Origin of the sequence: Candidatus Methanoplasma cognatum (assembly GCA_009777615.1) — an archaeon.
In the GTDB taxonomy this organism is placed as follows: domain Archaea; phylum Thermoplasmatota; class Thermoplasmata; order Methanomassiliicoccales; family Methanomethylophilaceae; genus Methanoplasma; species Methanoplasma cognatum.
Genome location: WRLM01000001.1, coordinates 533,719 through 557,861, shown reverse-complemented (window position 1 = coordinate 557,861; position 24,143 = coordinate 533,719). Strand labels below are relative to the sequence as shown.

Genomic DNA, 24,143 nt, shown 5'->3' with positions numbered 1-24,143 from the left:
GTGGGCGCCGCCCTCAGCTGTACACTATTGGCGGTGCTGCCTTTCTGCGAAGGTATCTCCCTTATGCCGCCGCTCACCAGCTCTATCACTCGTATGTCGCTTGATGAAAGATACGCATACAGATGATCGTTCTGGGTCGAGGTTGAACCGGTGGTGTAAGCAAAGCTCACATAATCGCCGGGAAGCGTAAGCTTCACTGTGCAGTCGCCGAGGTCGTTGCCAGAATAGCCGCTAGAGAACACATATATGTCAATGTCCGCAGAGGATATCGGTGTGCCGAAGTCAGCGTTCACATAGAAGCCGTCGCCGGTGTTGCCTGTGCCATGTATGGCGGGCAGGAATCCGAAGGAATATGCCATAACTGTCGCGGTGTTACCGATGACAATATTAGCCGGGGATCCTGATAAACCTGCACCGCCGCTGCCGGCGCCTATGCCGCTGCTGCCGCTGCCACCGCCGGCGTCGGCACCGCCAATCGCGATCACAACCGCATCATTGGTGATGGTTATGTTGCCGCCGTTGCCGCCGTTGCCGCCGAGGGCGCCGCCACCGCCGATGCCTGCGGCCCCGACGCCTCCCTTTGCTACCACTGTGCCACCGGTGATAGTGGTCGTACCGCCGCCATTGCGGTCACCGCCGCCGATGCCTGCCCCTCTGTTGCCGCCGGTCGCGTTCACTGTGCCGCCGGTGATGGTTATGTTGCCGCCGTTGCCGTCGCCTCCGCCGCCGATGCCTGCCCCTCTGTTGTCACCAATTGCGTTCACTGTGCCGCCGTCGATAGTTATGTTGCCGGCGCTTTGGTTGCCGCCGGGGCCGCCGCTGTTGCCGCCGCCGATGCCTGCGCCGCCGTTGCCGTACGCGGTCAGAGTTCCGTTGCTGCTCCCAGAGTTCGTCGCGCTATCAATTGTTATTGATGCGGGGCCCATCATGCCGTTGGGGACGACGATACCGCTATGTACAAAGTTATTACCTGCGATCTGCAGAGTTACCTCGGCCTCCGACTCTAGGGTGATGCGTCCGATGAGGTCTATGTCCTCAATGATAAGGGTGACCTTCACACCTTCCCTTACAATGATCTCCTTGAATATGGATGTCCCATGCTTCGGTTCATCCGGATCGTGACCGGAGAAGGAGCTGCTCACATCACCGCTCTGTTCGATATGATAGATCATGTTGTCCGCGCCCGATCCGAATGTCAGTACGCCGTTCGGAGAGGTGATGACGCCGTTGCCCGTGGAGTACAATGTGCCGTACTCGCTTACCCCTGTGGTCACTCCGCTGACGGTGTAGCCGACACCGTTAGTGGTCGTTTCGGAGAGATCAATGGGCAGCGTCTCGTAGACGAAGAACACGAACATATCGGATGACACCGGGATCGTGGGCGTGGCCGAAGGGCTGTAGCTCCTGAGATCGGGGGACCCGCTTGTCTCCGCTACATACCCTAAGTACGCAAAGCCCGTGATGCTTGGTGCGGTCACGCCGTAAGAATCGGCAGGCCAGAAGTACAGTGTGTCATCGCTTTTGAGCTGAACGCCGTTCTCGTTCACATACTTCTCGATCACTGTGAAAGAGAACAGCATTACGGGAAGGCTTCCAGCGAAGTCGCCGGTGTCTTCGCCGCCGTCGCCGTCATAGCCGTCGAGGGCGTTCACCGAGTATATCTCCGGCTGATTATCCTCCGAACGTACGACCGGCCTCGGCTCGCTCGCTGTCACTAAGTATATGTTATAATCTTCCGATTGTGAGGCACCGCGTATCTGGAAGGCGAATGCCATGTAGTCTGTGGGGAGGGTGAGTGTTCCCAAGAGGTTGGTAGTATCGCCATCGGCGTAGATCAGCAGTACTTCGTCGGAAGATGATATTGCTTCTTCAAAGTATGCGTTGACGTAGAAACCACTGCCGTTGTTATCATCATCGGCGTGCATCGCCGGTAATTCCCCGTCCGAATATGCAATGACCGCCGCTGTGCTGTCGATGGTCAGCGAGGCGCCTGTGTAGCTGCCCGCGCCGCCGCCTATTCCGGCGCCGCCTGCGCCGCCGACAGCTTTCACATATGCGCCTTCAATGATGGCTATGTCGCCGCCGTTCCCCATGTAGCCGCCGCCTATGCCTGCCGCAAGGTCGCCTCCGTATGCATTCACAAGCGCGTCGCCGCCTATTGTTATGAGAATGCCGGCGCTGGCCATGTTGCCGCCGCCTATGCCTGACGCGAATTCGCCGCCGTATGCGTTCACAAGTGCGTCGCCGTTTATCGTTATGCTGCCGCCGTGGCCGGCGTCGCCACCGCCTATGCCTGCGCCGCTGAGGCCGCCGTATGCGTTGATGATCGCGTCGCCGCCTATTACAATGGTGCCACCGACGCCGGACATGCTGCCGCCTATGCCTGCGGCGTAGTCGCCGCCGTATGCGTTGATAGTGCCGCCGTTTATCGTTACGGAACCGCCCATGGATGAGACGTCATTCACGCCTTTTCCTATCCCGGCGCCTCCGAATCCCCCTTGTGCATCCACAATGCCGCCGTTGATGGTAATGGTACCGGAGAAGGCATACTCGCCTCCGCCGATGCCTGCGGCACCGTTGCCTCCGGTCACATCAAGAGTGCCGCCGTTTATCGTGATCGTGCCGCCGTTCTCGTGGTCGCCGCCGCCTATTCCGGCAAAGCTGGCATCCAGAGCGGTTATTACAAGAGAGCCGCGGGTGCTGTTAGGCTGCGAAGCGGTGCTTGATGCACTGTCTATCGTTAATGTTGTTCCGGCGGGAGCATGTATCCCTCCGTCGACAGTGCTGCTGCCTGAAAGATACAGACTGAGATCGGCGCCGTCCTCCAGCATTATGCTGCCGGATATCGCGATGCCGTCTATGGTCACGCTTGTGGTAACATCAGCATCTATCACAATATTCGCCACACTGTGCGCGCCCGATGACTGATAGATGCGGTATGCGTACCCGCTCCAGTCAGGAGCATCCGAGTAGATGTACAGCGTATATGTCGCCGGATCATATTCATAATACTGCAGCCAATCGGTAGTTGTGAGTGAGCCGTCCGCATCGTCGAGGTCGATCTCCATCCAATACGGTGACCTCTCATATACGAAGTAGACGGTCGTCGGGCTGACCGAGAGGTTCAGAATGGTCACGGATGTGCCTTCTTCATATGTGTTCGGGTCGAAAGTATCGCCTATGTGATATCCTCTGACGATCCAGCCCTGCAACTTGGGTATCTCTCTGCTGTAGTCGCTCCCCAGGTCGACGAACGAGAACCCGTCCGTCTTGGATATGGGATCGCCATTGATGTCGACATGCTTCTCGACAACCCCGAGGTAGTATACGGAGCCCGTGTTCACCCAAAGGGCATTTGTCGAGCTCGAGTCATACATGACATAACCGCTCATGTAGTTCACGGAGTATATCTCCGCGCCGCCGTCGACTCTGCGCACGACGGACCTTAGGCCGTCCTCGTCGAGAAGATACACGTTATATGTCTGCGCCCACGGGGCCATAGGTCTCTGGAATGCGAACCCTTTGCATGCAGGGGGGATATCTATCCCTGTGAGCTCTGTGCTTCTGTCGCCGTCCTCGTAGACCAGCAGGGTACCGTCGAGTTCTGTTTCGGATATTGCGCTCACAATGAACCCTGTGGAATAAAACATAACAACACGGATCGCGGGGAGGCTTCCGGTCGAATATGCGTATATTTCGGCCGGTATGCTTGTGACAAGCACCGAGTTGGATAAACTGAGACCGGCGCCTGTGCCGATGCCTGCCGCATCGTAGCCGCCGGTAGCGGTCACCACTCCATGATTGATCGTTATATTGCCGCCGTCGCCGCCTGCGCCGCCGCCGATCCCCGCGCCGCCGGTCCCGCCAAAGGCGTTCACTATCGTGTATTCGCTGCCGCTGATCGTGATGGCATCGCCTGCGCCGCCTGCGCCGCCGCCGATCCCCGCGCCGCCGGTCCCGCCGTATGTGTTCACGATCCCGCCGTCTATCTCTAATTTGCCGCTGCCGCCGCCTGCGCCGCCGCCTATGCCTGCGCCGCCGTCGGTCCCGGTTGTGGTCACGATCCCGTTGTTGATAATAATGTTGCCACCGCCGCCTATGCCTGCGCCGCCTTCTCCATCTTTGCCGCCGCCGATGCCCGCACCACCGCCGGTGCCGCCCGTTATGTTCAGAGTGCCGCCGTTTATCTCTATGTAGCCGCCGTCTCCTGCATCGCCGCCGCCTATGCCGGCGCCGTATGCGCCGCCCTCTGCGGTCACTGTTCCGCCATTGATAAATATGTAACCTCCCTCGGCGCCACCGGCGCCCCCTATGCCTGCGCCGTATGCGCCGCCTGTTACGTCCAGGGTACCGCCGTTGATGATGATCGTACCTTCGCCGCCGCCGATGCCCGCATAGAAATCATCGGTCACACTGCGTGGGGTGACCGTCAGCGAACCATTGGTGCTGCCCGTGTTGGGAGCGGCTGCGCTGTCTATCGTCAGCACGGCGTCTGCCAGAGTATGGATGACCCCATCTATCACGTTGTCATCCTTCAGTAAAAGCGTGACTTCAGATGAATTCCCTAATGTGATGCGGCCGCTGATATCGATGCCGTCGATCATTACTGCGGTGTTCACGCCGCCGTTGATCCATATGCTGTTCGCAAGAGGATCATCCGTCTGATATATGCGGTATCCTTTGGATCCTGCGGGCGCGTCCTGTTTTATCGTGAGGACGCCCGCGCTGTACGTATAATAATCTGACCAGTCGGCCGCCGTCGCGCCCGTCAAAGAGCCGTCGCCGTCCGCCAAATCGATCGCAATCCATTCTATCGGAGCGATCGTAAGCGTCACCGTCACATCGGGCGCCCAATAGCCCAGAAGTTCCAACGCAATTTCAACGCTGTATGTTCCGGCTTCTGTCGGAGGGGTGGTGCTTGGGCCATATGTGGTCGCGCCTGTTCCGGTGTATGTAATCACGAAATCGGAAGATGTTACGCCCAGAGGAAGGCCTGTTGTATCATCCGTTACTGTAGGTATGCCTATTGCCTGTGAGGCGTTATTCCATTCTGCAGTTTTGTTTGAAGCACTAATTGTGGCAGGGTCCCGTTCGCGGAATTTCACGATTATGGCATCTATATATCCTTTCCCATCGAAACCTGACCAATCGCCATCGTTTAATACTTCAGAATAACCCACTGCAACAAAGCCGCCGTCCTGCGTTCCCGTCACACTTTGGAAGACATCACTGCTCGACCCGCCGAAATTCTTCTTCCATAGCAAATTACCGCTGCCATCGTACTTCACGACGATCGCATCTTCAGCGCCGTTCCCCGGAACGCCTGACCAGAGGTCATTATCGAATGCTTCTGAATAACCTACTGCGATTATGTCGCCATCGGATGTTTCCATTACGTCATAAAAAATGTCATTTTCCGGTCCGCCGAAGGTCTTCTTCCACAGCATATTACCGCCGCTGTCGTACTTCACTATAATTGCTTCTTCATAGCCGTTTCCTATAATATCCGGCCAGTCACCGCCCCCAAATGTGGTTGAACGACCCACTGCAACAACGCCGCCATCAGATGTTGCTGTTACATTTTCGAAGTCATTAGCGCCTGGCCCGCCGAAGTTCTTATTCCACAGCAGATTGCCGCTGCTGTCGAATCTTACAACGGTTGCGTCGAGGCCGCCCTTCCCTGTGACACCCAACCAGTCGCCGCCAATTACGACTGAAGCACCTACTGCTACGATGTCGCCGTCAGATGTTTCTGTTACTTTCAAGAGATAATCAAAATTCGATCCGCCGAAGCTCTTTTTCCATTGTAAATCTCCGCCGCTATCGTACTTCACTATTATCCCGTCTTGTCCGCCGTTCCCAGTATAGCCCGACCAGTCACCATTTCCAAATGTGTTAGAGTTACCCACTGCGACGAGGCCATTGTCAAATGTTTCCGTCACACCGACAAATGAATCGGTCCCTGATCCGCCGAAGCTCTTATCCCATAGCAGATTACCGTCGCTGTCGTACTTCACAATGATCGCGTCGCTTCTTGCATAATAACCTACGGCGACGAACCCGCCGTCGTTTGTTTCCGTCACTTCTTGGAAGGAGTCGGCTTGTGGTCCGCCATAGTTCTTCCTCCATTGCACAACGCCATTGCTGTCGTACTTCACGATGGTCGCATCATCATTGCCGTACCCTGTAACGCCTGACCAGTCGCCGTTCCCGAACGAGTCTGCGTATGAGTAACCTGCCGCTACGAAGCCGCCGTCGGATGTTGCCGTAACACCCATAAAGTAATTACCATAAACGCCGCCGAAGTTATCTTTCCATAATGCATCCGTCCCGGGTCCCTGGCCGGTCGTGTCCGTGGACACTAAGGGCAGCGCGGCGACCATAACCATGATGGCGGCCGCTATGATGATCACAGGTTTTACGGCGCCTTTGAAGATTGTATGTTTCGTCTCCGCCGATGCGCCCTTCTTCCTCTCGGACGCTGTTTCATATTTCATTTTATTTTTAGGTCTCATTTGGATTGCCTGCCTTATTTTCTTCATATTGACTGCTTCAGCCCGCCGCGGACGGCGGTGCGGAAGATCGACTGTGAATATCTTTCGGAAAATGCTCCGCGCTTTTCTGCGGAGGAGTTTTGAGAAGCAACGCACGCGTACGTTCCGAAGGATACGGCGCCAGCGCAAGGCGGGTGCCGAGACGGAAACGTGTTGAATAAATGAATGCCGGAAACTTTGCCAGGCGGGATGCGCGCGGCGATCTCTTTAAGAGATTTTCTGCGGAGGCCGCGGCTTCCGCCGGCGGCCCCGTATATGGAGGTGTCGCATTCCCCGCCGCATGGTGATGAAAAAGTCTGAAAGCACCATGTCCGCGGAGAAATTGTTCTTAGCCCTGACAAAAACGACCTTAACGGTGACCCTATACGGCTGCAAGAGGACCAACGGCCTCTCTCTGCTCCCCCGCATATTCCTATATTTCCATTTGGGGCTGCTTCCTCTCCCATAAGCATTCACCATCAGGTAGTTCGTTATGCGAGCGCCGTTTTTCTCTCAGCCCCCCTGCGTCCGCAAGTATATAGAAATAGGTACATAAATATATTTAATGTATCCATCTACTATATATTGCGTACTGTCAATAAATATTTTATAGATGCTTCTACATGTAAATATGCCAGGCGCAACCGGATCGTATATATATAGGCCGCCGGAGCGCGGGGGTTCCCCGCCCGCTCACACTTTGTCAAAAGCCTGTTCGAGATCGGCGATTATGTCCTTGATGTTCTCGGTCCCGATGGAAAGACGGACGGTGCCGCGGTTGATCTTCTGCTCTTTCAGCTCACGGTCGTTGAGCTGAGAGTGAATTGTGGTCGCCGGGTGTATCACCAGAGATTTCATATCCGCAACATTCGCGAGCAGAGAGAAGAGCTTCAGACTGTCTATGAACCTTATCGCCTCTTTCTCTCCGCCTTTGATGTCAAAAGTGAATATCGAACCTGCCCCGTCGGGGAAGTTCTTCTCATACAGATCGTGGCAGGGATGATCCTCAAGCGAAGGGTGGTTCACCTTCAGGACCTTTGGATGGCCGCTCAGGTACCTTACCACTTCCAGCGCGTTCTGTACGTGCCTCTCTACTCTGAGAGAGAGCGTCTCAAGACCCTGCAGAAGGATGAATGCGGTTATCGGGGAGATCACTGCCCCCGTGTCCCTGAGAAGCACCGCCCTTATCCTTGTGACGAAGGCCGCCGGCCCCGCCGCTTTGAAGAAGCTTATTCCGTGATAGCTTGCGTCAGGTTCCACCAGCTGCGGATATTTGCCGCTGGCCGCCCAGTCGAATTTTCCCCCTTCGATTATCAGGCCGCCGAGCACTGTCCCGTGCCCCCCTATGAACTTGGTCGCAGACTCCACCACGATATCGGCGCCGTGCTCCAGAGGCCTATAGAGGAAAGGAGTGGCGAACGTGTTGTCCACGATCAGTATTATCCCGTGCTTATGTGCTATCTCCGCCACCTTCTCCACATCGATGAAATCGGAGTTGGGGTTCCCTAAGGTCTCTATGTACACCGCTTTAGTGTTCTTCTGCATGGCCTTCTCGAAATTGTTCAGGTCGCCCGGGTCCACGAACGTGGTCTTCACGCCGAACCTCGAGAAGGTGTGCTCAAGGTAATTGTACGTACCGCCGTAGAGGTTGTTGGCCGCAACGATATGGTCTCCCGCCGAGGTTATGTTCTGCAAAGTGTACATTATTGCCGCCGCGCCGGACGCCGTGGCGAGCGCGGCGGATCCCCCCTCCAGCGCCGCTATGCGGTCCTCGAGGATCGCCTGAGTATTGTTCGTAAGGCGGCCGTATATGTTCCCCGGATCCGTGAGAGCGAACCTTTCCGAGGCGGCCTTGCAGTCTTTGAAAACATATGCCGCCGTGAGGTAGATCGGCACGGCCCTTGCGCCGGACACCGGGTCCGGGACCTCCTGCCCTTTGTGCAGCTGGAGCGTCTCGAATCTTAGTTTCTTATCGTTGTTCGGGCCCGAAGGGACGTTGTCTTTTTTCGATCTGCTCATGGGAAAACCTCAATATTAGCATTAATAACGGCTTATATTAATGTATCCAGCGGTATTTCTTACGTCCAGTATCAATCAAAATCGGTCCTGTCGTTGTGAAGTATCTCAAACTTCACGTTGGCCGTGTTAAGAAGGCCGCTTATCAGGTCCGCCATCCTGGACATGTCGGTGGACTTGTTGTAGGTCTTTAAGTAAAACTCCTTCCGGTCGATCGGAAAGATCAGCCTCATCTTTCCCTTCCTGTTGTATCCCTCGGGCTTGCGGTTGCGCTCGAGATCGACCATGTTCATCTCAATGAACATCTGCAGGATCTCTTCCTCTTCCGGCATCTGCCCTATCTCCGACAGCAGAGCTTTCAGGATATCCGGGAATACGGGTGCGAGATCCTTGTAATCCGATTTACCTTTGAGAACGAAATGGGTGCTGAAGACCTTCATCTTATGACACTAAGCATAGCATTTATTTATGTGTTCTTAATGCAAGCCGATTTTCGGCATATTCCGCCGAAAACCGACGGGTTGTTCACCGGGGTCCTATGTTTCAGAACGGCGGGTCCGGTGAGCATCACGGCCCGAGGCAGTCGATCGGCACTTCGGCGACGCCGTCGGGCCTTGTGTGAGCCGCGCCTCCTGTGGCGTTGAGTATCATAAGGAACGACGGTTCCGGGGCGCCGGCCATGGTCATCTTTTTCCCGAATGCAGTAAGCTTGGAGGCGGCCTTGTCGAACTCGGACGCGCCCAATTTGACCTCTGCGGCGCCCCATCTGCCGTCGCTGAGCTGTACCACAGCGTCCACTTCAAGATCCGAGTTGTCCCGATAGTGGAACACGCTTCCTCCCATTGACGAAGCATAAACAGAGAGGTCCCTGTAACACAGCGACTCGAACAGGAAACCGGCGGCGTTGGGGTCCCTGTAAAGGATGTCCGGCCTTGCTCCGAGAACGGCCGCCGCCAAAGACGGGTCTGTGAAGTGTCTTTTAGGGGATGTGTATATCCGGATCCTGGAGCGCAGCGACGGGTGCCATGCGGCCTGTTCATCGATGATGTATAGCTTTTTCAGGGCATCCACATAGTTGGCCGTTGTAGGATAAGATATAGCTGTTCCGGTGTTCCGGATATCTGTGGCGAGCGTTGAATCGCCTGCGAGCGTCGCATTGTTTCTTGCGAGGGACATCAGGACCGTTTTTGCGGTCGTCGTGCTCCGCCTTTTACCGTCGAACTGCAGCATATCCGTGCTCGTTACTGATTTCATATATTGATACGGGATGCTCATTGCCGCCTCATCGTCAAGTCCTAGTGCGCCGGGCCATCCGCCTTTGCATATAAGGTTAACGATCTTCCGATAATCCATGCCGGACCGCGCAATCTCTGCCTTTCCTGTGTCAAAGACCTCCGATAACTTTACCGTGCCGCTGCTGCTCCCCGATTCGAAAAGGGACATTGTGCGCATCTCCACACGGGCGAACCTGCCGATTCCCGTATGGCGTGTCTTTTCCAGCTGAGGCACCGATGATCCGGTGAATATGTACATGCCTTTTCTGTTCCCAAAATCGATGTTCCTCCTTGCGGTGTCCCATAGTTCGGGTACGTCCTGCCATTCATCCACAAGGTGGGGATATTCTCCCTCCAGCGCAGATTGCGGCTCCAGCATCGCCAGCTTGTTGATGTTGCCATAGCCCATGAACGTCGCTGACCTTGAGTGCATAAGGCCGGTCCATGACTTCCCGCAAGACCTTGGGCCGGTTATCAGCACCCCTCCGAAAGCTGAGAGTTCTCTGGAAATGGCCGCATCGATGATCCTCGGACGGTAGATGCTGCGTATGTCCTCGGGAAGCGGCGGCCGTTTAGTCTCCATGACGTTGATGAGCCCGTGTATATATTTTAACTTTTGCAAATAAAACTTTTTAACTTTTGCAAATAAAACTTTTTAACTTTTACAAATAAAATTTTTTAACTTTTGCAAATGCGATACTGTCAGACGACCGTCTGTAAAGGGACAGGCGCACAGGGCTGTACGCCATTCCCCGCACCGGCCCGGCTGACGGAAGTGCTCTGCGCCGCCGGATGGGTAGGCGGCTTCGGACCATTTCCAGTCATGGTCCCGGCCCGATCGGGATCGCAAATTCTGTCACAAAGGCCCTCCTGGCCTGGAACGTAATCCTAAAGATTATATCCGCGAACCCCGTGTATGACCTGTGGATGCACAACGGGGGATGTTTCTCTTAAAAAGATAAGCATTCCTCAATCGGAGAATTAAGATGACTTTATCAAAGCACGGCCATAGCGCCGTAATGAAGACCGCGCTGACCATTGCCGGGTCCGACTCCGTAGGCGGAGCGGGCATACAAGCGGATGTCAAAGCTATGGCTTCGGCGGGAGTACATGCCGTGACAGTCGTCACCGCTGTGACGGTACAGAACACAAAAAGAGTCAGCAATATCCACCCAGTGCCGGAGGAGATCGTCAGAGAACAGCTGGAGTCCGTCCTTGCGGACTGCAGGGTAGAGGCTGTGAAGACCGGGATGCTGTACAGCGCGGATATCGTGAGAGTGGTCGCGGATGTTCTTGAGAACAGCGACATTCCTCTGGTGGTCGATCCTGTTATGGTTGCTACCGTGGGGGACACTCTATCAAAGGACGATCTGGCAAGGTCTCTTAAGAATGATCTTATTCCCATCTGCGGGCTGGTGACGCCCAACAAACACGAAGCGGAGGTCCTTTCGGGCATCAAGATAACCACCGAGGACGACGCGATGCTGGCGTGCGAGATAATAGGGAAACAGGGATCCTCCGTTCTGCTGAAAGGCGGGCACATCGACTCAAAGAAAGTTACAGATTACCTATATCTCTCGTCAGAGTTCACCATAATGCGCAAACCGCGGCTCGACAGGGCCGGCCACGGGAGCGGATGCATCCTGTCATCGTACATCACAGCTAACCTTGCGAAGGGTCTTGATATCGTCAATTCGGTCCTCCGTGCGAGGGATATGATCCAAAGATCGATCGAAACGCAGTATGCCGTCGGGCAGGGGGAACTCGTGGTCAATCCCATTTCGGTCGTAACCTTCCCGAAAGAGGACTCCGACAGGTTCAGCGTGCTGAATTCGCTGGATGCGGCGGCGGAAAGGATCCTGAACGGATTGCCGAACAGTCTCATCCCCAGAAACGGAGTGAACATCGCATATGCCGCGAAGGATGCGGACGGACCCGAGGATATCGCGGCCATAGAGGGGAAGATCGCTTTCAGGAACGGAAAACTTGTGAAGAACGGGCCTGCGAAGTTCGGCACCGCCGGACATCTCTCGTTCATTCTGTTAGAGGTTATGAAAAAGGACCCTGAGATAAGATGCGTGATCAGCATAGCGCCGGCGGAGGATACTTTAGACCTTCTTGAGGAGATAGGCATGGACACGATGCGGTCCGGAAGGAAGGGCAACCCCCTCTGGAGCTCCGCGACAAAGAGTCTCTTGGAAAAGACCAAAGGCGTTCCTGACGCCATATCGGACAACGATCAAAAGAACGGTAAGACCGTCAAAATATTGGGCAGGGACCCTTCCGAAGTGCTTTCGAAACTAAGTTCGATATTAAATTGAGAAAAAAGGCCGAGGGACTCAGCCTATTGTTACTATCTCGATCTCGAAGTACAGGTCCTGGTTGTACCTTTCGCCAGTCGTTCTGTAGGTGAAGGAATCCGCGGTCCCCGTGCCGTGATCGGTCACCGAGACGATGTACCACTTCTCGGTTCCGAAATCAAGCATTATCATCTGTATCTCTTTGTCGCTTCCCTGGGTTGAGACGGTTGTGTAGTCTGAGACCACATACCTGTACGAGATTGTGGTCCCGCTGACCGCCGTTACGTTAAGAGATACGGTCCCGAAGTCGCTGTCGGTCATCGTGTAGGTCGTTCCCGTCTGGGGCATATATCTCATCGTCACCGTGTTGTTGGCCGAGTTATAAGACGCGGATGCGGGCCAGCCGTACGCCGATTTCTCTATGTCCTCATATCCTTTGAGCTCATGGCCGTAGATCGCGCTGAACTGCGTTAATGTCAGGACCTCGGTCGACGGTATGGTAATGACAGTCGCTGTGGACATAGTGGCATCCGTCGAAGCCGCGTTGTATCCTTCTCCCGCCGGGATCATGACTCTGATCTTTTCCCCGATCTTATGGCCTATCACGGCATTGTTGAATCCGGAGAGGAGAGACCCATCCCCGATGGTGAAACTGAGCGGCCTGTGGGCGGACTCGGGGTTCGGCGTGAAGTCGTTGCCTTTCGTGATGTCATCATTGTTCGTGACGTTCCACCGGCTCGTATCGAAAACGGCGTAGTTGCCTTCGCCGTAGTAGTCATAGTATGTGCCTATGTAGTTCACAGATACCGCGCTTCCGCTGACGGCGATGCTGTCATCTGCTTTCAGATAGTTGTTGTAGACCGTAGCGCCTGTAATGACACACACGGTCAGCATGAACACAACAAAACAGACCGTCATGATCGGGTCTCTTTCTTTTTTGACCTTGAACTCCTCGTCAGCCATTCTACCAATTCTTGCAATGTGTGTTCTCTATAAAAATATATGCGGTCGGCTTTGGGAAAATCCCGCGTGTTCGGAGTTTCTTTCCCTCCAAGCCCGCAGAACGTTTCATTTTGACATAGGCATCCGACGCGGCTGCCTCTAGCTCGGATGCGGCGCAGGGTGAAGGCATCCCGCATTCCCATTCATACGTGTTTATATATTACTCTCAGTATCCGAGACACATATTCAGCTCTCTTTCTGTGGAGAAGCCGGAGAACAAAAAGGAAAATGGTCTCATGAGAGCACTGTACATTCACGCCGACTCGATGGAATTCGAAGCAAAAGATAAGACAAAGGTCGCCGAAGACATACCCGATGACCTCCACAACGGAAGGATGGATGAGGTCCTGGTCGTTTTCATAACCGTGGAGAGCGAAGACGAAGGTAAGGTCCGGCAGGTAGCGGCGGAGGCGTCGAAGGATATCCTGGCCGTAAAAGAAAGGGTCGGCGCTGAACGCATAATGCTCTATCCGTATGCGCACCTAAGCAGCGATCTTGCTAAACCGAAGGCAAGCGTAGAGATGCTTGATGTTCTGAAAGAGATGATCGTGTCGTCCGGAGCGGAAGTATCCCGCGCGCCTTTCGGATGGTACAAAGCGTTCGACATCAAATGTAAGGGGCACCCGCTCTCCGAACTGTCCAGGGATTTCAAGGGCAAGGAAGAGAAGACCGCGCCCAAAGGAAAGGATACGTATTTTATCCTAAAGACCGACGGAAAGGAGATGTCCATAGAGGACTACAAAGGCGGATCCGACTGCATGAGATATATGATCGACAAGGAGGCTCTGGGAAAAGAGGCTCCCGCCGGCGGAGAACCGGAGTACCTCAGGCTATGCAGGAAGTTCGGCATCCAGTGGGAGACCATGTCGGACGTGGGGCACATGAACCTCGCCCCTCACGGGGCGATGATGTTCGACCTCATCTCCGATTATTCCACGGACATAGTCAACAGTACCGGGATCAGCGTGTACCACGTGAAGGGAACGAACATGTTCTCCCTTGACGAACCTGCCGTCAAAGAACACGCAGACCTCTTCGGAGACAGGCTATACACCATCAGCACCGGGAAGAAGAGCTTCATCCTGAGGTATGCGGCCTGCCACCAGCAGTTCGCCATGATCAGGAACTGGAACGTAAGTTACAAACAGATGCCCTTCGGCGCCTTCGAGGTCGCGGACTCCTACAGGCTAGAACAGTCCGGGGAGACCATGCTCTGTTTCAGAACCAGGAGACTGAACATGCCCGACTTCCACGTAATATGCTCGACCGTTCCTGAAGCCCAGGAGTATTTCACGCTCCTTGACGGCAGGATATACGACGAGATAGAGAACATCGGAAGGGATTACGACATGCTCGTGAACTTCTCTTCCAGGAAAGCGTTCGAGGACAACAAGGAAATGGTCAGGAAGCTCTGCGAGAAACACGGCAGGGACGCTCTTATCCACATATACCCCGAAGGGATCAACTACTACTGGACGGTCAACATCGAATACCACATGATAGATCAGATGAAAAGGCCCAGGGAGATCGGCACGGTCCAGATCGACATCGGCAACGCAAAGAGGTTCGGCATCACCTATACCGATGAAAAGGGAGAGAAACAGTACCCCGTCATCCTGCATTGCGCGGTCATCGGTTCCATCGAGAGGTACATGTACGCCCTCCTGGACACCGCAGTTCAAATAGAGAAGACCGGCGTCCCCGGATACCTGCCGGTATGGGTAACCCCGGAGCAGGTGCGCCTTATGCCGATGTCCGAGGACTACGTCCAGGCGGCCAAGGAGATAGCCGCCGGCCTCAGATCGAAGAGGATCAGGGTATCCGTCGACGACACCGACGCGACCGTCGGAAAGAAAGTGAGGCGGGCTAAGCAGGATTGGTGCTCATACAGCGCGGTCATCGGCGAGAACGAGCTGAAGAGCGGAAAGCTGAAGGTCTATGTCAGATCCGAGAACAAAGATATCGACGTGACCGCAGATGAGCTCATATCGAGGATCAGGAGCGAGACCGAAGGCTATCCGGTACGCCCCATGTACCTTCCAGCGGAACTCAGCAAGCGCTGCGAGTTCTGAACCAAACCAAGGCGGCGTTCCCGCCTTTAACGATCTTTTGAACATGACCGGAGCCTAGGCTTGACAGCTGACCGACGATATTCATGCGTTTTGTCCTTTCATTTCCGGCCAGGCAGGCGTTCAAGCCCCGGCCCGGATATATACCGTAATTTCCAATATCGGAGACCCGATGGAGAAAAAATGAATCTTTTCTCACCGCGCTTGGTTAATTAAATAAACTAGGGCATATGATACACCTCAGGTGAAATCTTAATGACTTCAAATGAAATAGCAAACCCCATCACATTAGGCCTTTACGGGTTTGCCTTGGCAGTAATTCTGCTCTCAGTACACAACCTCGGATTTTTTGAAATGGATGCGACAATAATCGCGGCCGCCATATTCATGGGCGGTTTCGCACAGATCATCGCGGGAGCGATCGAGTTCAAGAGGAACAGTATGTTCACAGCGACAGTATTCACACTGTTGGGCCTTTTCTGGGTAGCTTTCGGCCTACTGCATGCAGAGACATTAGGCACGCCGGACCATACCTCGATGTCGACCTTCTTCCTCATATTCACCATACTGGTCATATGTATGACGTTCGGTACGCTCAAGAGCCCTAAGTCTTTCATCATAACCTTCGTGCTCATCGACCTGACATTGATCCTGCTGACCAGCGGTGCGTTTCTGGAAATTGATATACTCACAAAGTTGGGCGGAGCGGCTGGCATCATAGCCGCAGCGGCGGCGATATACATCGCATCTGCCGAAATGTACGCCGAACAGTATAAGAAGCAGATACTGCCCCTTTGATAACAGACTTTAATAAAGTATCCTGGACACAGGATACACTTTATCTTTTTAAGTCGGGCGGGGGGCGCCATAGAGCAGACGATTTTGAACACTATTAATAGGGGTCCGACAATCGGATATCATGTTCGAACTCTGCGTGATAACGGACCGCTCTCTTTCCAACGGCCGATCCGAGGCCGAGGTCGCCGGGCTTGCGTATTCCGGCGGGGCCGATATAGTTCAATTAAGGATGAAGGGGTCCGACGGAAAAGAGATGCTCGAGCAGGCCAGAATGATCAGGTCCCTGTCGGACGAGTATGCGAAGTTCTTCATCGTTAACGACCGGGTGGACATTGCGATACTGTCCGACGCCGACGGAGTGCATCTCGGCCAGTCTGACATACCCGTCGGGGACGCCAGGGAACTGCTCGGTGAGGACAAGATCATAGGAGTGAGCGTCCACAACGCCGAAGAGGCGGCCGACGCCGAGTCTGGGGGGGCCGATTATGTAAGCGTGGGCTCGATATTCAGGACGTCCACCAAACATGATGCGCAGCACGGCCGCGGCCTAGACGCCGTTTTCACGGTCAGACAGGCTGTGGACATACCGGTGATGGCCATCGGCGGGATCAACAGAGGAAATATCCAAGACGTCATCCGCGCGGGCGCGGACGGCGCCGCCGTGGTCTCCGCGGTGGTGTCACAGAAGGATATCCCCGCTGCCGCTCATGAGCTGAGAGATATGATACTGAAAGTAAGACCTAATATCTGAGAAGACCGATAGAGATAGCATGAACGTCAACGGAAAGTATCTGGAGCTGGTTTCGCCGATGACACTGGAAAGCCTTATATTAAGCACCGGCTACAGACAGGACCGGGTGGCCGTCGAACTGAACGGGAAGATCGTTCCCAGATCGGAATACGCCGGCGTCGTTCTGAAGAGTGAAGACTCCGTTGAGATAGTGGGATTCGTCGGAGGGGGATGATGACGCTCCCAAGCAAGGAAGATCTTGACGAGGCCTTGTGTGCCAGACATTCGCCGGAGATCCACAACGTAATAAGAAAAGCAAAGATAGGCATAGCGGGGCTGGGAGGCCTCGGATCCAACATAGCCTCAATGCTTGCCCGGGCCGGAGTATCGTACCTGACCATAGTCGATTTTGACTTCGTCGACATTACCAATATAAACAGACAGAACTATTATCTTGATCAGGTAGGGCGCGCGAAGGTCGACATGACCGAAGAACAACTGAAAAGGATCAACCCTTACATGACGATAAAGAAGCATCAAATGAAACTGAGCCCGTCCAACATCCCTGATATTTTCGGAGGGTGCTGCATTGTCTGCGAAGCTTTCGACGTTCCGTCCGAGAAGGCGATGCTCATCAACACGCTGCTGGAAAAATGTCCGGGGATCAAAGTGGTATCCGGCTCCGGAATGGCGGGATTCGGAAGGTCCAATGAGATAAGAACAGAAAAACTATTCTCGGACCTTTACATCTGCGGCGACGGCGTTGACATGGAGGGTATGAAAGGAGGCCTTATGTCGCCAAGGGTGAACATCTGCGCCGGACATATGGCAAACATGGTCGTATCATTATTGATGAAGGAGGATTTGTGAAATGACTGACGAACTCAAGATAGGCAACAAGAGATTCAATTCCAGATTCATACTCGGCTCGGGGAAGTTCTCCCTCGAGATGACGAAGATGGTCATGGAGAACGGGGGCGTGGAGGTGGCCACGCTTGCGGTTAGGAGGGCTAACGCCGGAGGAGAAGATAACATACTCGACTACATCCCCGAAGGGCTGACGCTGCTGCCTAACACTTCCGGCGCGAGGAACGCGGAAGAGGCCATGCGCATCGCTATGCTGTCCAGAGAACTCGGGTGCGGAGATATGATCAAGATCGAGATAATCAAGGATTCGAGGTATCTACTTCCGGACAACTGCGAGACCATAAGGGCCACGAAGATGCTTGCCGAAGAGGGGTTCATAGTTATGCCCTATATGATGCCGGACCTTTCCGCCGCGCGTTCGATGGCGGATGCGGGAGCGTCCGCGATAATGCCGCTCGGCGCACCGATAGGGAGCAACAAAGGGTTGCTGACGAAGGATTTCATAAAAATATTGATAGACGAGCTGGACCTTCCGGTGATAGTCGATGCCGGCATCGGCAGGCCGTCGCAGGCGTGCGAAGCGATGGAGATGGGCTGCGCGGCGGTGATGGCGAACACCGCCATCGCAACGGCGACCGACATACCGCTGATGGCAAAAGCATTCAAAATGGCGATCGAAGCCGGACGCATGGCATTCCTGTCGAAGCCCGGCAGAGTACTTCAGAACAGAGGGGAAGCATCCAGCCCGCTCAGGGGATTCTTGGGAGCATGGAATGACCAGAGAACCCACTGATGCCGAAGATTACCATCAGCACATGGAATCGATATCGTCGAACGTGATGGCAGACACTTTATCCAAGGTCTCCAAAGTGGACCTGTCCTCATTCACCGTTGCGGACGTGGAGGAAGCCCTGGGCAAAGAGCGCTTGGATGTCAGGGATTTTGCATCCCTCCTCTCACCTTCCGCCGAAGCGCGTCTGGAGGATATGGCGGTAAGAGCCAGCGAAGAGACGAGGAGGTTCTTCGGGAACTCGGTGACGCTGTTCACCCCGCTTTACGTATCGAATCACTGCGACAACGGCTGCATCTACTGCGGCTTCAGCAGAGACAACAGGATCAACCGGGCGAAGCTTTCTTTAGAGGAGATAGAATCGGAGATGTTGAAGATCGCAGAGTCCGGTCTTGCGGAGATCCTCCTTCTGGCAGGCGATTCGAGAAAGATGTCCGGAGTGGAATTCATAGGCGACTGCGTGAAGATGGCGGCGAAGCACTTCAGAAATGTCGGGGTCGAGATCTATCCTCTGAATGTCGACGAATACAGGTACCTCCGCCAATGCGGCGCCGATTACGTCACGGTCTTCCAAGAGACCTACGATCCGGCGAGATATGCCGAACTTCATCTCTTCGGTCCGAAGAGGGTGTTCTCATACAGGTTCAACGCACAGGAAAGAGCGCTGATGGGAGGTATGAGAGGCGTCGCCTTCGGCGCCTTGCTGGGACTCGGCGATTTCAGGAAGGATGCCTTGGCATGCGGCGTGCACGCACATCAGCTGCAGAGGAAATATCCTCACGCTGAGATATCATTCTCCCTTCCGAGACTGAGGCCGTTCATTAACGGGAAATATACCGCTGAAACGGTGTCTGAGAGGAACCTCTACCAGCTGGCAATGGCATACCGCATCTTCATGCCATTCTCCGGGCAGACCATATCGTCAAGGGAAAGCCCCAATTTCAGAGACACCATCGTCATGCTGTGCGCCAACAGGATGTCCGCCGGTGTGTCGGTGGGGATCGGCGGGCATGCGGAGGAGAAGAAGGGCGACGAGCAATTCGATATCTCGGACTCAAGGAACGTGCAGCAGATAAGGAAGGCTTTGATCGAAAGAGGTCTGCAGCCGGTGTTCAATGATTACGTGAGAGTATGATCATCGCAATAACCGACAGAAAGATCAGCGCCGCGCACGATTTCCTGGAGCAGGTGGAGGCGGTCGCCGCTTCGTCCCCGGATATGATAATACTCAGGGAGAAGGACATCTCCGAAGGAGAATACAGATATCTTGCCATAGAATGTGCCAGGATCTGCAGCAACCACCGTGTGGATTTCTGCGTCAACTCATTCATAAAGATCGCCTCGGCCATCAACAACGGGCGCGTGCAGGTGTCCTTCGACACACTGAAGACCGAGAAAGAAAAGCTGGAGAAGTTCAAGGAGATATGGGTTTCCGTCCACTCTTTGACCGAGGCTGTAGAGGCGGAAGCCGCGGGCGCGACCCACCTGATCTACGGCAACGTTTTCGAGACCTCCTGCAAGCCGGGCGTCATAGGCAGGGGGATCCATGATCTGAGGGCGGTGTGCGACGCTGTGAACGTGCCTGTTTTCGCCGTCGGAGGGATAGATATCAACACGACGGGAAGGGCCATGGATGCGGGATGCAGAGGGGTCTGTTTAAGAAGCCCCTTGATGGCAAAGAAGGACCCTTCCGAAGTGATGAACAGATTAAGGGAAATAATCAAAGGGGATTGAGTGCCCGATCACTCGGGCGGTTTTGGTGTTTTCTTGTGCAGGAACTTGGGACCTTTCCAGTTCCAGTCGCCCAGAAGGTGCATCGCCGCCGGCACGATATACGTGCGCACAAGCAGCGCGTCCACCAGTATCGCGAAGCTCAAAGCGAAACCGAACTCCTGAAGCATGGTGGTGCTTGAGAGCATCAGCGTGCCGAACGCTCCTCCCATTATCAGACCGCATATCGTTATGACGGAACCGGAGTGGGTGACCGCGTAGGTTATTGCCTCGTCGTTGCTCTTTCCTCTGTACAGACGGTTCTCTTTGATGCGCGTTGTCAGCAGGATGTCGTAATCCATGCCCAGACCGAGGCACACCACGATCAGGATAATGGGTATCATCCACATCACCCCCTCTCCCAGAAGGTTGCCGAAGATCAGGTGGGTCATCGCCACTGTCCAGACTACGCTCATGAGGATCGTCAGTATCGAACGTATCGGCGTAACATAAGATTTCATCACAAAGAACAGCAGGATGAATATCAGGGCCACCGCAAGCACCTCGACCTTCAGGAACTCGCTGCCTACCAGTTCGGACACCTCGTACATGACGACGGCGCTTCCGGTGAGCCATTTGTTTGCTACCAGGTCGGGATTGTCCTCGGCGAACTTAGACATCGTCCTGTCCATGAATTTGATCGTCTCCATGGAACGGTCGGCCATCGCCTCATCCTTGGTTATGAGGGTGTATTTCACATAGGTGATGTCAAATGATGTTCCGCTTCCGCTCACACCGCCAACGGAGGCCGCGAGCTTGTAGTTCAGAACATAATCAACGGCGGCGATCATGTTCGGGTCGTCATATTGCGCCCCGGCGCCGCCGAGCATGAGCATTTCGTACCCTGACACCAGACTCCCCAGCGTATTCTGGCCGGACCCGGGGTCCGGAGTAAGCATCTGTTTCGACAGGGTGTCCGGCAGTTCGGACGCTGCCTTCGAATACACCGCTATTGTGTAGTCGTGATCGGACATCCCTCCTCTCGGGACCTCCAGCGCAGCCTTTCCGACCAGCGCGGGCCATGCGTAAACTCCCCATACCTCTCCGGCATTATCATCCTCTGATAACGAAGACGACAACGTCGACAGCCTATTCAGATAATCTGGAACGTTCGGGTTGCCCATATCCCAGTAAAGCAGGCCGAACACCGTGCCGAAGTAGGTCATCTCGGTTATGTTCCCCAACGGTTCGGCCGTTTCAAAGATGACATAGTTCGGCATCATCATGCCGCCGTTGGAGTATTCCTGCACCTCGTTCAGGCCGTCTATCCCCTCTCCGGTCGACATCGCTCCGATCATGTTGTAGGACGATGGGGAGGTTGCCATTATGAATGCGGCAGGTATTGTGAGCAGCACCGCCACCGCTATGATCGCTTTTGAATACTTTAACGAAAATTTGACCGACCTGGTGAAATATCCGTGTCCGGCGCGGGACAGTTTTCCGTGCCATCCCTTATGCGCTTTTCCCCCCTCCATGAGCGACGCCGCTTTAGTCGGCCAGAACAGTTTCTCTCCGAATATTGCAAGTATTGATGATATCAGAGTAAGCGCCGCCACGAGCGCTACGACTATGCCGATGGCGAGCATCACTCCCATCGAGCTTATCATCGAGAAAGAGCAGATGGACATGGCGCCGAACCCTATCATCACCGCGAGGCCGGAGGTCGTTATCGACTCCCCCGCCCAGGTCACCGCTCTTTTGAGTGCGGTCTCGTGATCCGCCCCATGGACCCGCTCTTCCCTATACCTCGCCAGAATGAAGATGCAATAGTCGCTCCCGGCGCCCAGCATGGACACAAGCAGAAGCATCTCTGTCATGTAGATTATGTCAAGGAACGAGCCTACGATGAACATCAGGGCGAGAACGGCGCCGAAGGCCACACCGATGGTCATCGGCGGCATCGCCGACGTCACGAAGGACCTGAAGAAGAGTCCCACCAGTATCAGGATCATCAATATGGAGAACACATCGATCCTTGAGAGGTCCTGGGATGCATTCTTCTCCGTATCATAGGATATCGCGGGTGTCCCCGAGACATATGCCGTGACCCCGGAATCAGCGGGCAGGACCCCGCTGACTAAGTCCCTGAAGCTCGGCGTATCGCCTATCACCAGGTTATCGTCGGTCATCCGCTGACTATAAATGACGGCATATATCACGACCCCTTTGTATTCGTCATCTTCATCGGTGAATACTCCGTTTATCAGGAACAGCGATATCTTCGGGTCGCCGTATTCGTCGACATAATCGGGGAGCTCATCGGAGATCGACTGATACAGGCCCAGCGCGTTCAGCTTTCCCGCTGGCGTATCGAAACTCGCCACGAGAAGGGCCGCGCTCTCTATCTGAACATCCGAGCTGTAGAAATATTCCCCTATCATCTCGGCGCCTTTGATGGACTCAGCGTCCGGCCCGGCCATGTTGTTGGTATCATAATCAAGCACGCTTCCCGCTTTGAGGGCAAGAGGCACTGCGCAGATCAGAGCCACTATCCATATCACGACGATCAGTTTTGAACGCCTGAAGACCAGGTCCGCGAGCTTTTCGAATATCATTAACGGGGAGATTGCATCGACCTATATAATCTTCTCAAAGGGCGGCCGGCGTACCATTATTTTTATTACGGTGATTCCGATTCCGAGATGATATTAATGGCAGATGAAGCATCCATAAAGGCCGCACAGGAAAGGTACGGCGAACTGCTAAGACAACAGCTCAAAAGGGTCGAGGACCTCAAGAAAGAGGGAGACTGGACCGATTATTCCAAACTTGACAAACTTATAATAGGGGTTTGCGGCGGTGATGGCATAGGGCCGTATATCTGCGCGTCCGCCCAGAAAGTGATGGAGTTCCTGCTTGCCGATAAGATAAAAGCGGGAAAGGCGGAGGTCAGGATCATCGACGGACTCACCATCGAGAGAAGGGCTGCGGTCCTGAAGGCTATACCCGACGACACTCTTGAAGAACTGAAGAAGTGCCATGTGATACTCAAAGGGCCTACGACAACCCCCAGCAAAGGGGATCCCTGGCCGAACATCGAGAGCGCTAACGTCGCGATGAGGAAGCAACTCGACCTCTTTGCCAACGTGAGGCCTGTCTCGGTCCCGGAGCTTGGGATCAACTGGACATTCTTCAGGGAGAACACCGAGGGAAGCTACGCCCTCGGAAGCGACGGGATAGACGTCACCGATGACCTTGCCATGGACTTCTGCGTGGCGACCACCCAGGGCACGGACAGGATTGTCAGGGCCGGCTTCGATTTCGCCAAAAAGAGCGGGCTTAATTATCTCTCTCTTGTGACAAAGGCCAACATCGTCAAGACCACCGACGGAAAGTTCCTTTCCACCATGGAGAGGATCGGCAAAGAATACCCCGAGGTGAAATGGGACAGCTGGTTCATCGATATCATGACGGCGAAGCTCATAGACCCCGCAAGAAGGTCCGATTTCAAGGTTATGGTACTGCCCAATCTGTACGGAGATATACTCACGGATGAGGCGGCGCAGATACAAGGGGGCGTCGGAACCGCTGGAAGCGCCAACATCGGCAAGAGATACGCCATGTTCGAAGCAATACACGGATCTGCTCCGAGGATGGTGGATGAAGGCAGGGGACAATATGCCGACCCGTGCAGCATGATCAAAGCGGTGGCCCTGATGATGGACCACATCGGCGAGGCGGAGAAAGGAAAGAAACTGAACATGGCGCTAGACGTCTGCGTCCAGTTCGAAAGGAAGCTCGTGATGACCGGAAGGAACACGGGTGCCACCGGGGACGAATTCGCACAGTACATTATGGAGACTGTGCAGAGGCCAGACCTTGAGAAGGTCTGGAACGGCTACATAGAAAAGGCAAAGGCTTCCGTGAAGAGTGCTTGAACTTTATACCCACGGGCCTCCCGGCCCATCCTTTTTTATTCCGAGCCGGATCGGGCGGGAGGGCGGTCGTTTGTCGGCCGCCCGTCCTCTCAACCCATTCACTATACCATTCGGCG

General features: G+C 54.6%; 16 protein-coding genes and 3 pseudogenes. 11 read left to right on the top strand and 8 right to left on the bottom strand.

Annotated elements, in window-relative coordinates; genetic code table 11:
* Positions 1–632 precede the first annotated feature (632 nt).
* The 3 pseudogenes from FWG96_02465 to FWG96_02455 all read right to left on the bottom strand — a co-directional run bounded on the left by FWG96_02465 (position 633) and on the right by FWG96_02455 (position 4,604).
* Positions 633–881 (bottom strand): annotated as a pseudogene (locus tag FWG96_02465) (hypothetical protein).
* 1,513 nt (positions 882–2,394) lie between these two features.
* Positions 2,395–3,791 (bottom strand): annotated as a pseudogene (locus FWG96_02460) (hypothetical protein).
* Between the two features lie 445 nt (positions 3,792–4,236).
* Positions 4,237–4,604: pseudogene (locus FWG96_02455) on the bottom strand (hypothetical protein).
* Between the two features lie 2,230 nt (positions 4,605–6,834).
* Here FWG96_02455 and FWG96_02450 point away from each other — a divergent pair.
* Positions 6,835–7,002 (top strand): hypothetical protein, encoded by a 168-nt coding sequence (locus FWG96_02450; GenBank protein MCL2032121.1) that lies wholly within the window; start codon positions 6,835–6,837, stop codon positions 7,000–7,002.
* 224 nt (positions 7,003–7,226) lie between these two features.
* Here FWG96_02450 and FWG96_02445 read toward each other — a convergent pair whose 3' ends face one another.
* The 3 genes from FWG96_02445 to FWG96_02435 all read right to left on the bottom strand — a co-directional run bounded on the left by FWG96_02445 (position 7,227) and on the right by FWG96_02435 (position 10,406).
* Positions 7,227–8,552 carry an O-acetylhomoserine aminocarboxypropyltransferase/cysteine synthase gene (locus tag FWG96_02445; GenBank protein MCL2032120.1) on the bottom strand — a complete coding sequence of 442 codons (1,326 nt, stop codon included), beginning with the start codon at positions 8,550–8,552 and terminating at the stop codon, positions 7,227–7,229.
* A gap of 71 nt (positions 8,553–8,623) precedes the next feature.
* Positions 8,624–8,989: a hypothetical protein gene (locus FWG96_02440; protein ID MCL2032119.1), complete on the bottom strand. Its 366-nt coding sequence runs from the start codon at positions 8,987–8,989 to the stop codon at positions 8,624–8,626.
* A 127-nt stretch (positions 8,990–9,116) separates the two neighbouring features.
* Complete coding sequence (locus FWG96_02435; GenBank protein ID MCL2032118.1) at positions 9,117–10,406, bottom strand: DUF4143 domain-containing protein; 1,290 nt, start codon at positions 10,404–10,406, stop codon at positions 9,117–9,119.
* Positions 10,407–10,842: 436 nt separating this feature from the next.
* Between FWG96_02435 and thiD the strand changes: the two genes are divergently transcribed.
* Positions 10,843–12,144, top strand: coding sequence for a bifunctional hydroxymethylpyrimidine kinase/phosphomethylpyrimidine kinase (gene thiD, locus FWG96_02430; GenBank protein MCL2032117.1), 1,302 nt, complete (start codon positions 10,843–10,845; stop codon positions 12,142–12,144).
* An 18-nt stretch (positions 12,145–12,162) separates the two neighbouring features.
* Here thiD and FWG96_02425 read toward each other — a convergent pair whose 3' ends face one another.
* Positions 12,163–13,086 (bottom strand): FKBP-type peptidyl-prolyl cis-trans isomerase, encoded by a 924-nt coding sequence (locus tag FWG96_02425; protein MCL2032116.1) that lies wholly within the window; start codon positions 13,084–13,086, stop codon positions 12,163–12,165.
* A gap of 239 nt (positions 13,087–13,325) precedes the next feature.
* Here FWG96_02425 and FWG96_02420 point away from each other — a divergent pair, with 239 nt between their 5' ends.
* The 8 genes from FWG96_02420 to FWG96_02385 all read left to right on the top strand — a co-directional run bounded on the left by FWG96_02420 (position 13,326) and on the right by FWG96_02385 (position 20,113).
* Positions 13,326–15,197 carry a threonine--tRNA ligase gene (locus FWG96_02420; GenBank protein MCL2032115.1) on the top strand — a complete coding sequence of 624 codons (1,872 nt, stop codon included), beginning with the start codon at positions 13,326–13,328 and terminating at the stop codon, positions 15,195–15,197.
* 252 nt (positions 15,198–15,449) lie between these two features.
* Positions 15,450–15,992: an acetate uptake transporter gene (locus tag FWG96_02415; GenBank protein MCL2032114.1), complete on the top strand. Its 543-nt coding sequence runs from the start codon at positions 15,450–15,452 to the stop codon at positions 15,990–15,992.
* A 121-nt stretch (positions 15,993–16,113) separates the two neighbouring features.
* The gene (thiE, locus tag FWG96_02410) at positions 16,114–16,743 is read left to right on the top strand and encodes a thiamine phosphate synthase (GenBank protein ID MCL2032113.1); all 630 of its coding nucleotides are present in this window, start codon (positions 16,114–16,116) and stop codon (positions 16,741–16,743) included.
* A 19-nt stretch (positions 16,744–16,762) separates the two neighbouring features.
* Positions 16,763–16,957: a sulfur carrier protein ThiS gene (gene thiS, locus FWG96_02405; GenBank protein ID MCL2032112.1), complete on the top strand. Its 195-nt coding sequence runs from the start codon at positions 16,763–16,765 to the stop codon at positions 16,955–16,957.
* Complete coding sequence (gene thiF, locus FWG96_02400) at positions 16,954–17,592, top strand: sulfur carrier protein ThiS adenylyltransferase ThiF (protein MCL2032111.1); 639 nt, start codon at positions 16,954–16,956, stop codon at positions 17,590–17,592. Before thiS ends, thiF begins: the two co-directional genes overlap by 4 nt.
* A gap of 1 nt (position 17,593) precedes the next feature.
* Complete coding sequence (locus FWG96_02395; GenBank protein MCL2032110.1) at positions 17,594–18,382, top strand: thiazole synthase; 789 nt, start codon at positions 17,594–17,596, stop codon at positions 18,380–18,382.
* Entirely contained in the window at positions 18,363–19,514 is a 1,152-nt protein-coding gene (thiH, locus tag FWG96_02390) for a 2-iminoacetate synthase ThiH (protein MCL2032109.1), read from the top strand. The genes FWG96_02395 and thiH overlap by 20 nt, the downstream gene beginning before the upstream one ends.
* Positions 19,511–20,113, top strand: coding sequence for a thiamine phosphate synthase (locus FWG96_02385; GenBank protein MCL2032108.1), 603 nt, complete (start codon positions 19,511–19,513; stop codon positions 20,111–20,113). Before thiH ends, FWG96_02385 begins: the two co-directional genes overlap by 4 nt.
* Before the next feature lie 8 nt (positions 20,114–20,121).
* Here the strand turns inward: FWG96_02385 and FWG96_02380 are convergent, their stop codons facing one another.
* Entirely contained in the window at positions 20,122–22,704 is a 2,583-nt protein-coding gene (locus tag FWG96_02380; GenBank protein ID MCL2032107.1) for an MMPL family transporter, read from the bottom strand.
* A 96-nt stretch (positions 22,705–22,800) separates the two neighbouring features.
* Here FWG96_02380 and FWG96_02375 point away from each other — a divergent pair, with 96 nt between their 5' ends.
* Positions 22,801–24,027 carry an isocitrate/isopropylmalate family dehydrogenase gene (locus FWG96_02375; protein MCL2032106.1) on the top strand — a complete coding sequence of 409 codons (1,227 nt, stop codon included), beginning with the start codon at positions 22,801–22,803 and terminating at the stop codon, positions 24,025–24,027.
* Positions 24,028–24,143: the final 116 nt, after the last annotated feature.

Coding starts and splice junctions, on each gene's coding strand:
- FWG96_02450 (MCL2032121.1), top strand. CDS start 6,835: ATGGTGATGAAAAAGTCTGAAAGCACCATGTCCGCGGAGAAATTGTTC.
- FWG96_02445 (MCL2032120.1), bottom strand. CDS start 8,552: ATGAGCAGATCGAAAAAAGACAACGTCCCTTCGGGCCCGAACAACGAT.
- FWG96_02440 (MCL2032119.1), bottom strand. CDS start 8,989: ATGAAGGTCTTCAGCACCCATTTCGTTCTCAAAGGTAAATCGGATTAC.
- FWG96_02435 (MCL2032118.1), bottom strand. CDS start 10,406: ATGGAGACTAAACGGCCGCCGCTTCCCGAGGACATACGCAGCATCTAC.
- thiD (MCL2032117.1), top strand. CDS start 10,843: ATGAAGACCGCGCTGACCATTGCCGGGTCCGACTCCGTAGGCGGAGCG.
- FWG96_02425 (MCL2032116.1), bottom strand. CDS start 13,086: ATGGCTGACGAGGAGTTCAAGGTCAAAAAAGAAAGAGACCCGATCATG.
- FWG96_02415 (MCL2032114.1), top strand. CDS start 15,450: ATGACTTCAAATGAAATAGCAAACCCCATCACATTAGGCCTTTACGGG.
- thiE (MCL2032113.1), top strand. CDS start 16,114: ATGTTCGAACTCTGCGTGATAACGGACCGCTCTCTTTCCAACGGCCGA.
- thiS (MCL2032112.1), top strand. CDS start 16,763: ATGAACGTCAACGGAAAGTATCTGGAGCTGGTTTCGCCGATGACACTG.
- thiF (MCL2032111.1), top strand. CDS start 16,954: ATGATGACGCTCCCAAGCAAGGAAGATCTTGACGAGGCCTTGTGTGCC.
- FWG96_02395 (MCL2032110.1), top strand. CDS start 17,594: ATGACTGACGAACTCAAGATAGGCAACAAGAGATTCAATTCCAGATTC.
- thiH (MCL2032109.1), top strand. CDS start 18,363: ATGACCAGAGAACCCACTGATGCCGAAGATTACCATCAGCACATGGAA.
- FWG96_02385 (MCL2032108.1), top strand. CDS start 19,511: ATGATCATCGCAATAACCGACAGAAAGATCAGCGCCGCGCACGATTTC.
- FWG96_02380 (MCL2032107.1), bottom strand. CDS start 22,704: ATGATATTCGAAAAGCTCGCGGACCTGGTCTTCAGGCGTTCAAAACTG.
- FWG96_02375 (MCL2032106.1), top strand. CDS start 22,801: ATGGCAGATGAAGCATCCATAAAGGCCGCACAGGAAAGGTACGGCGAA.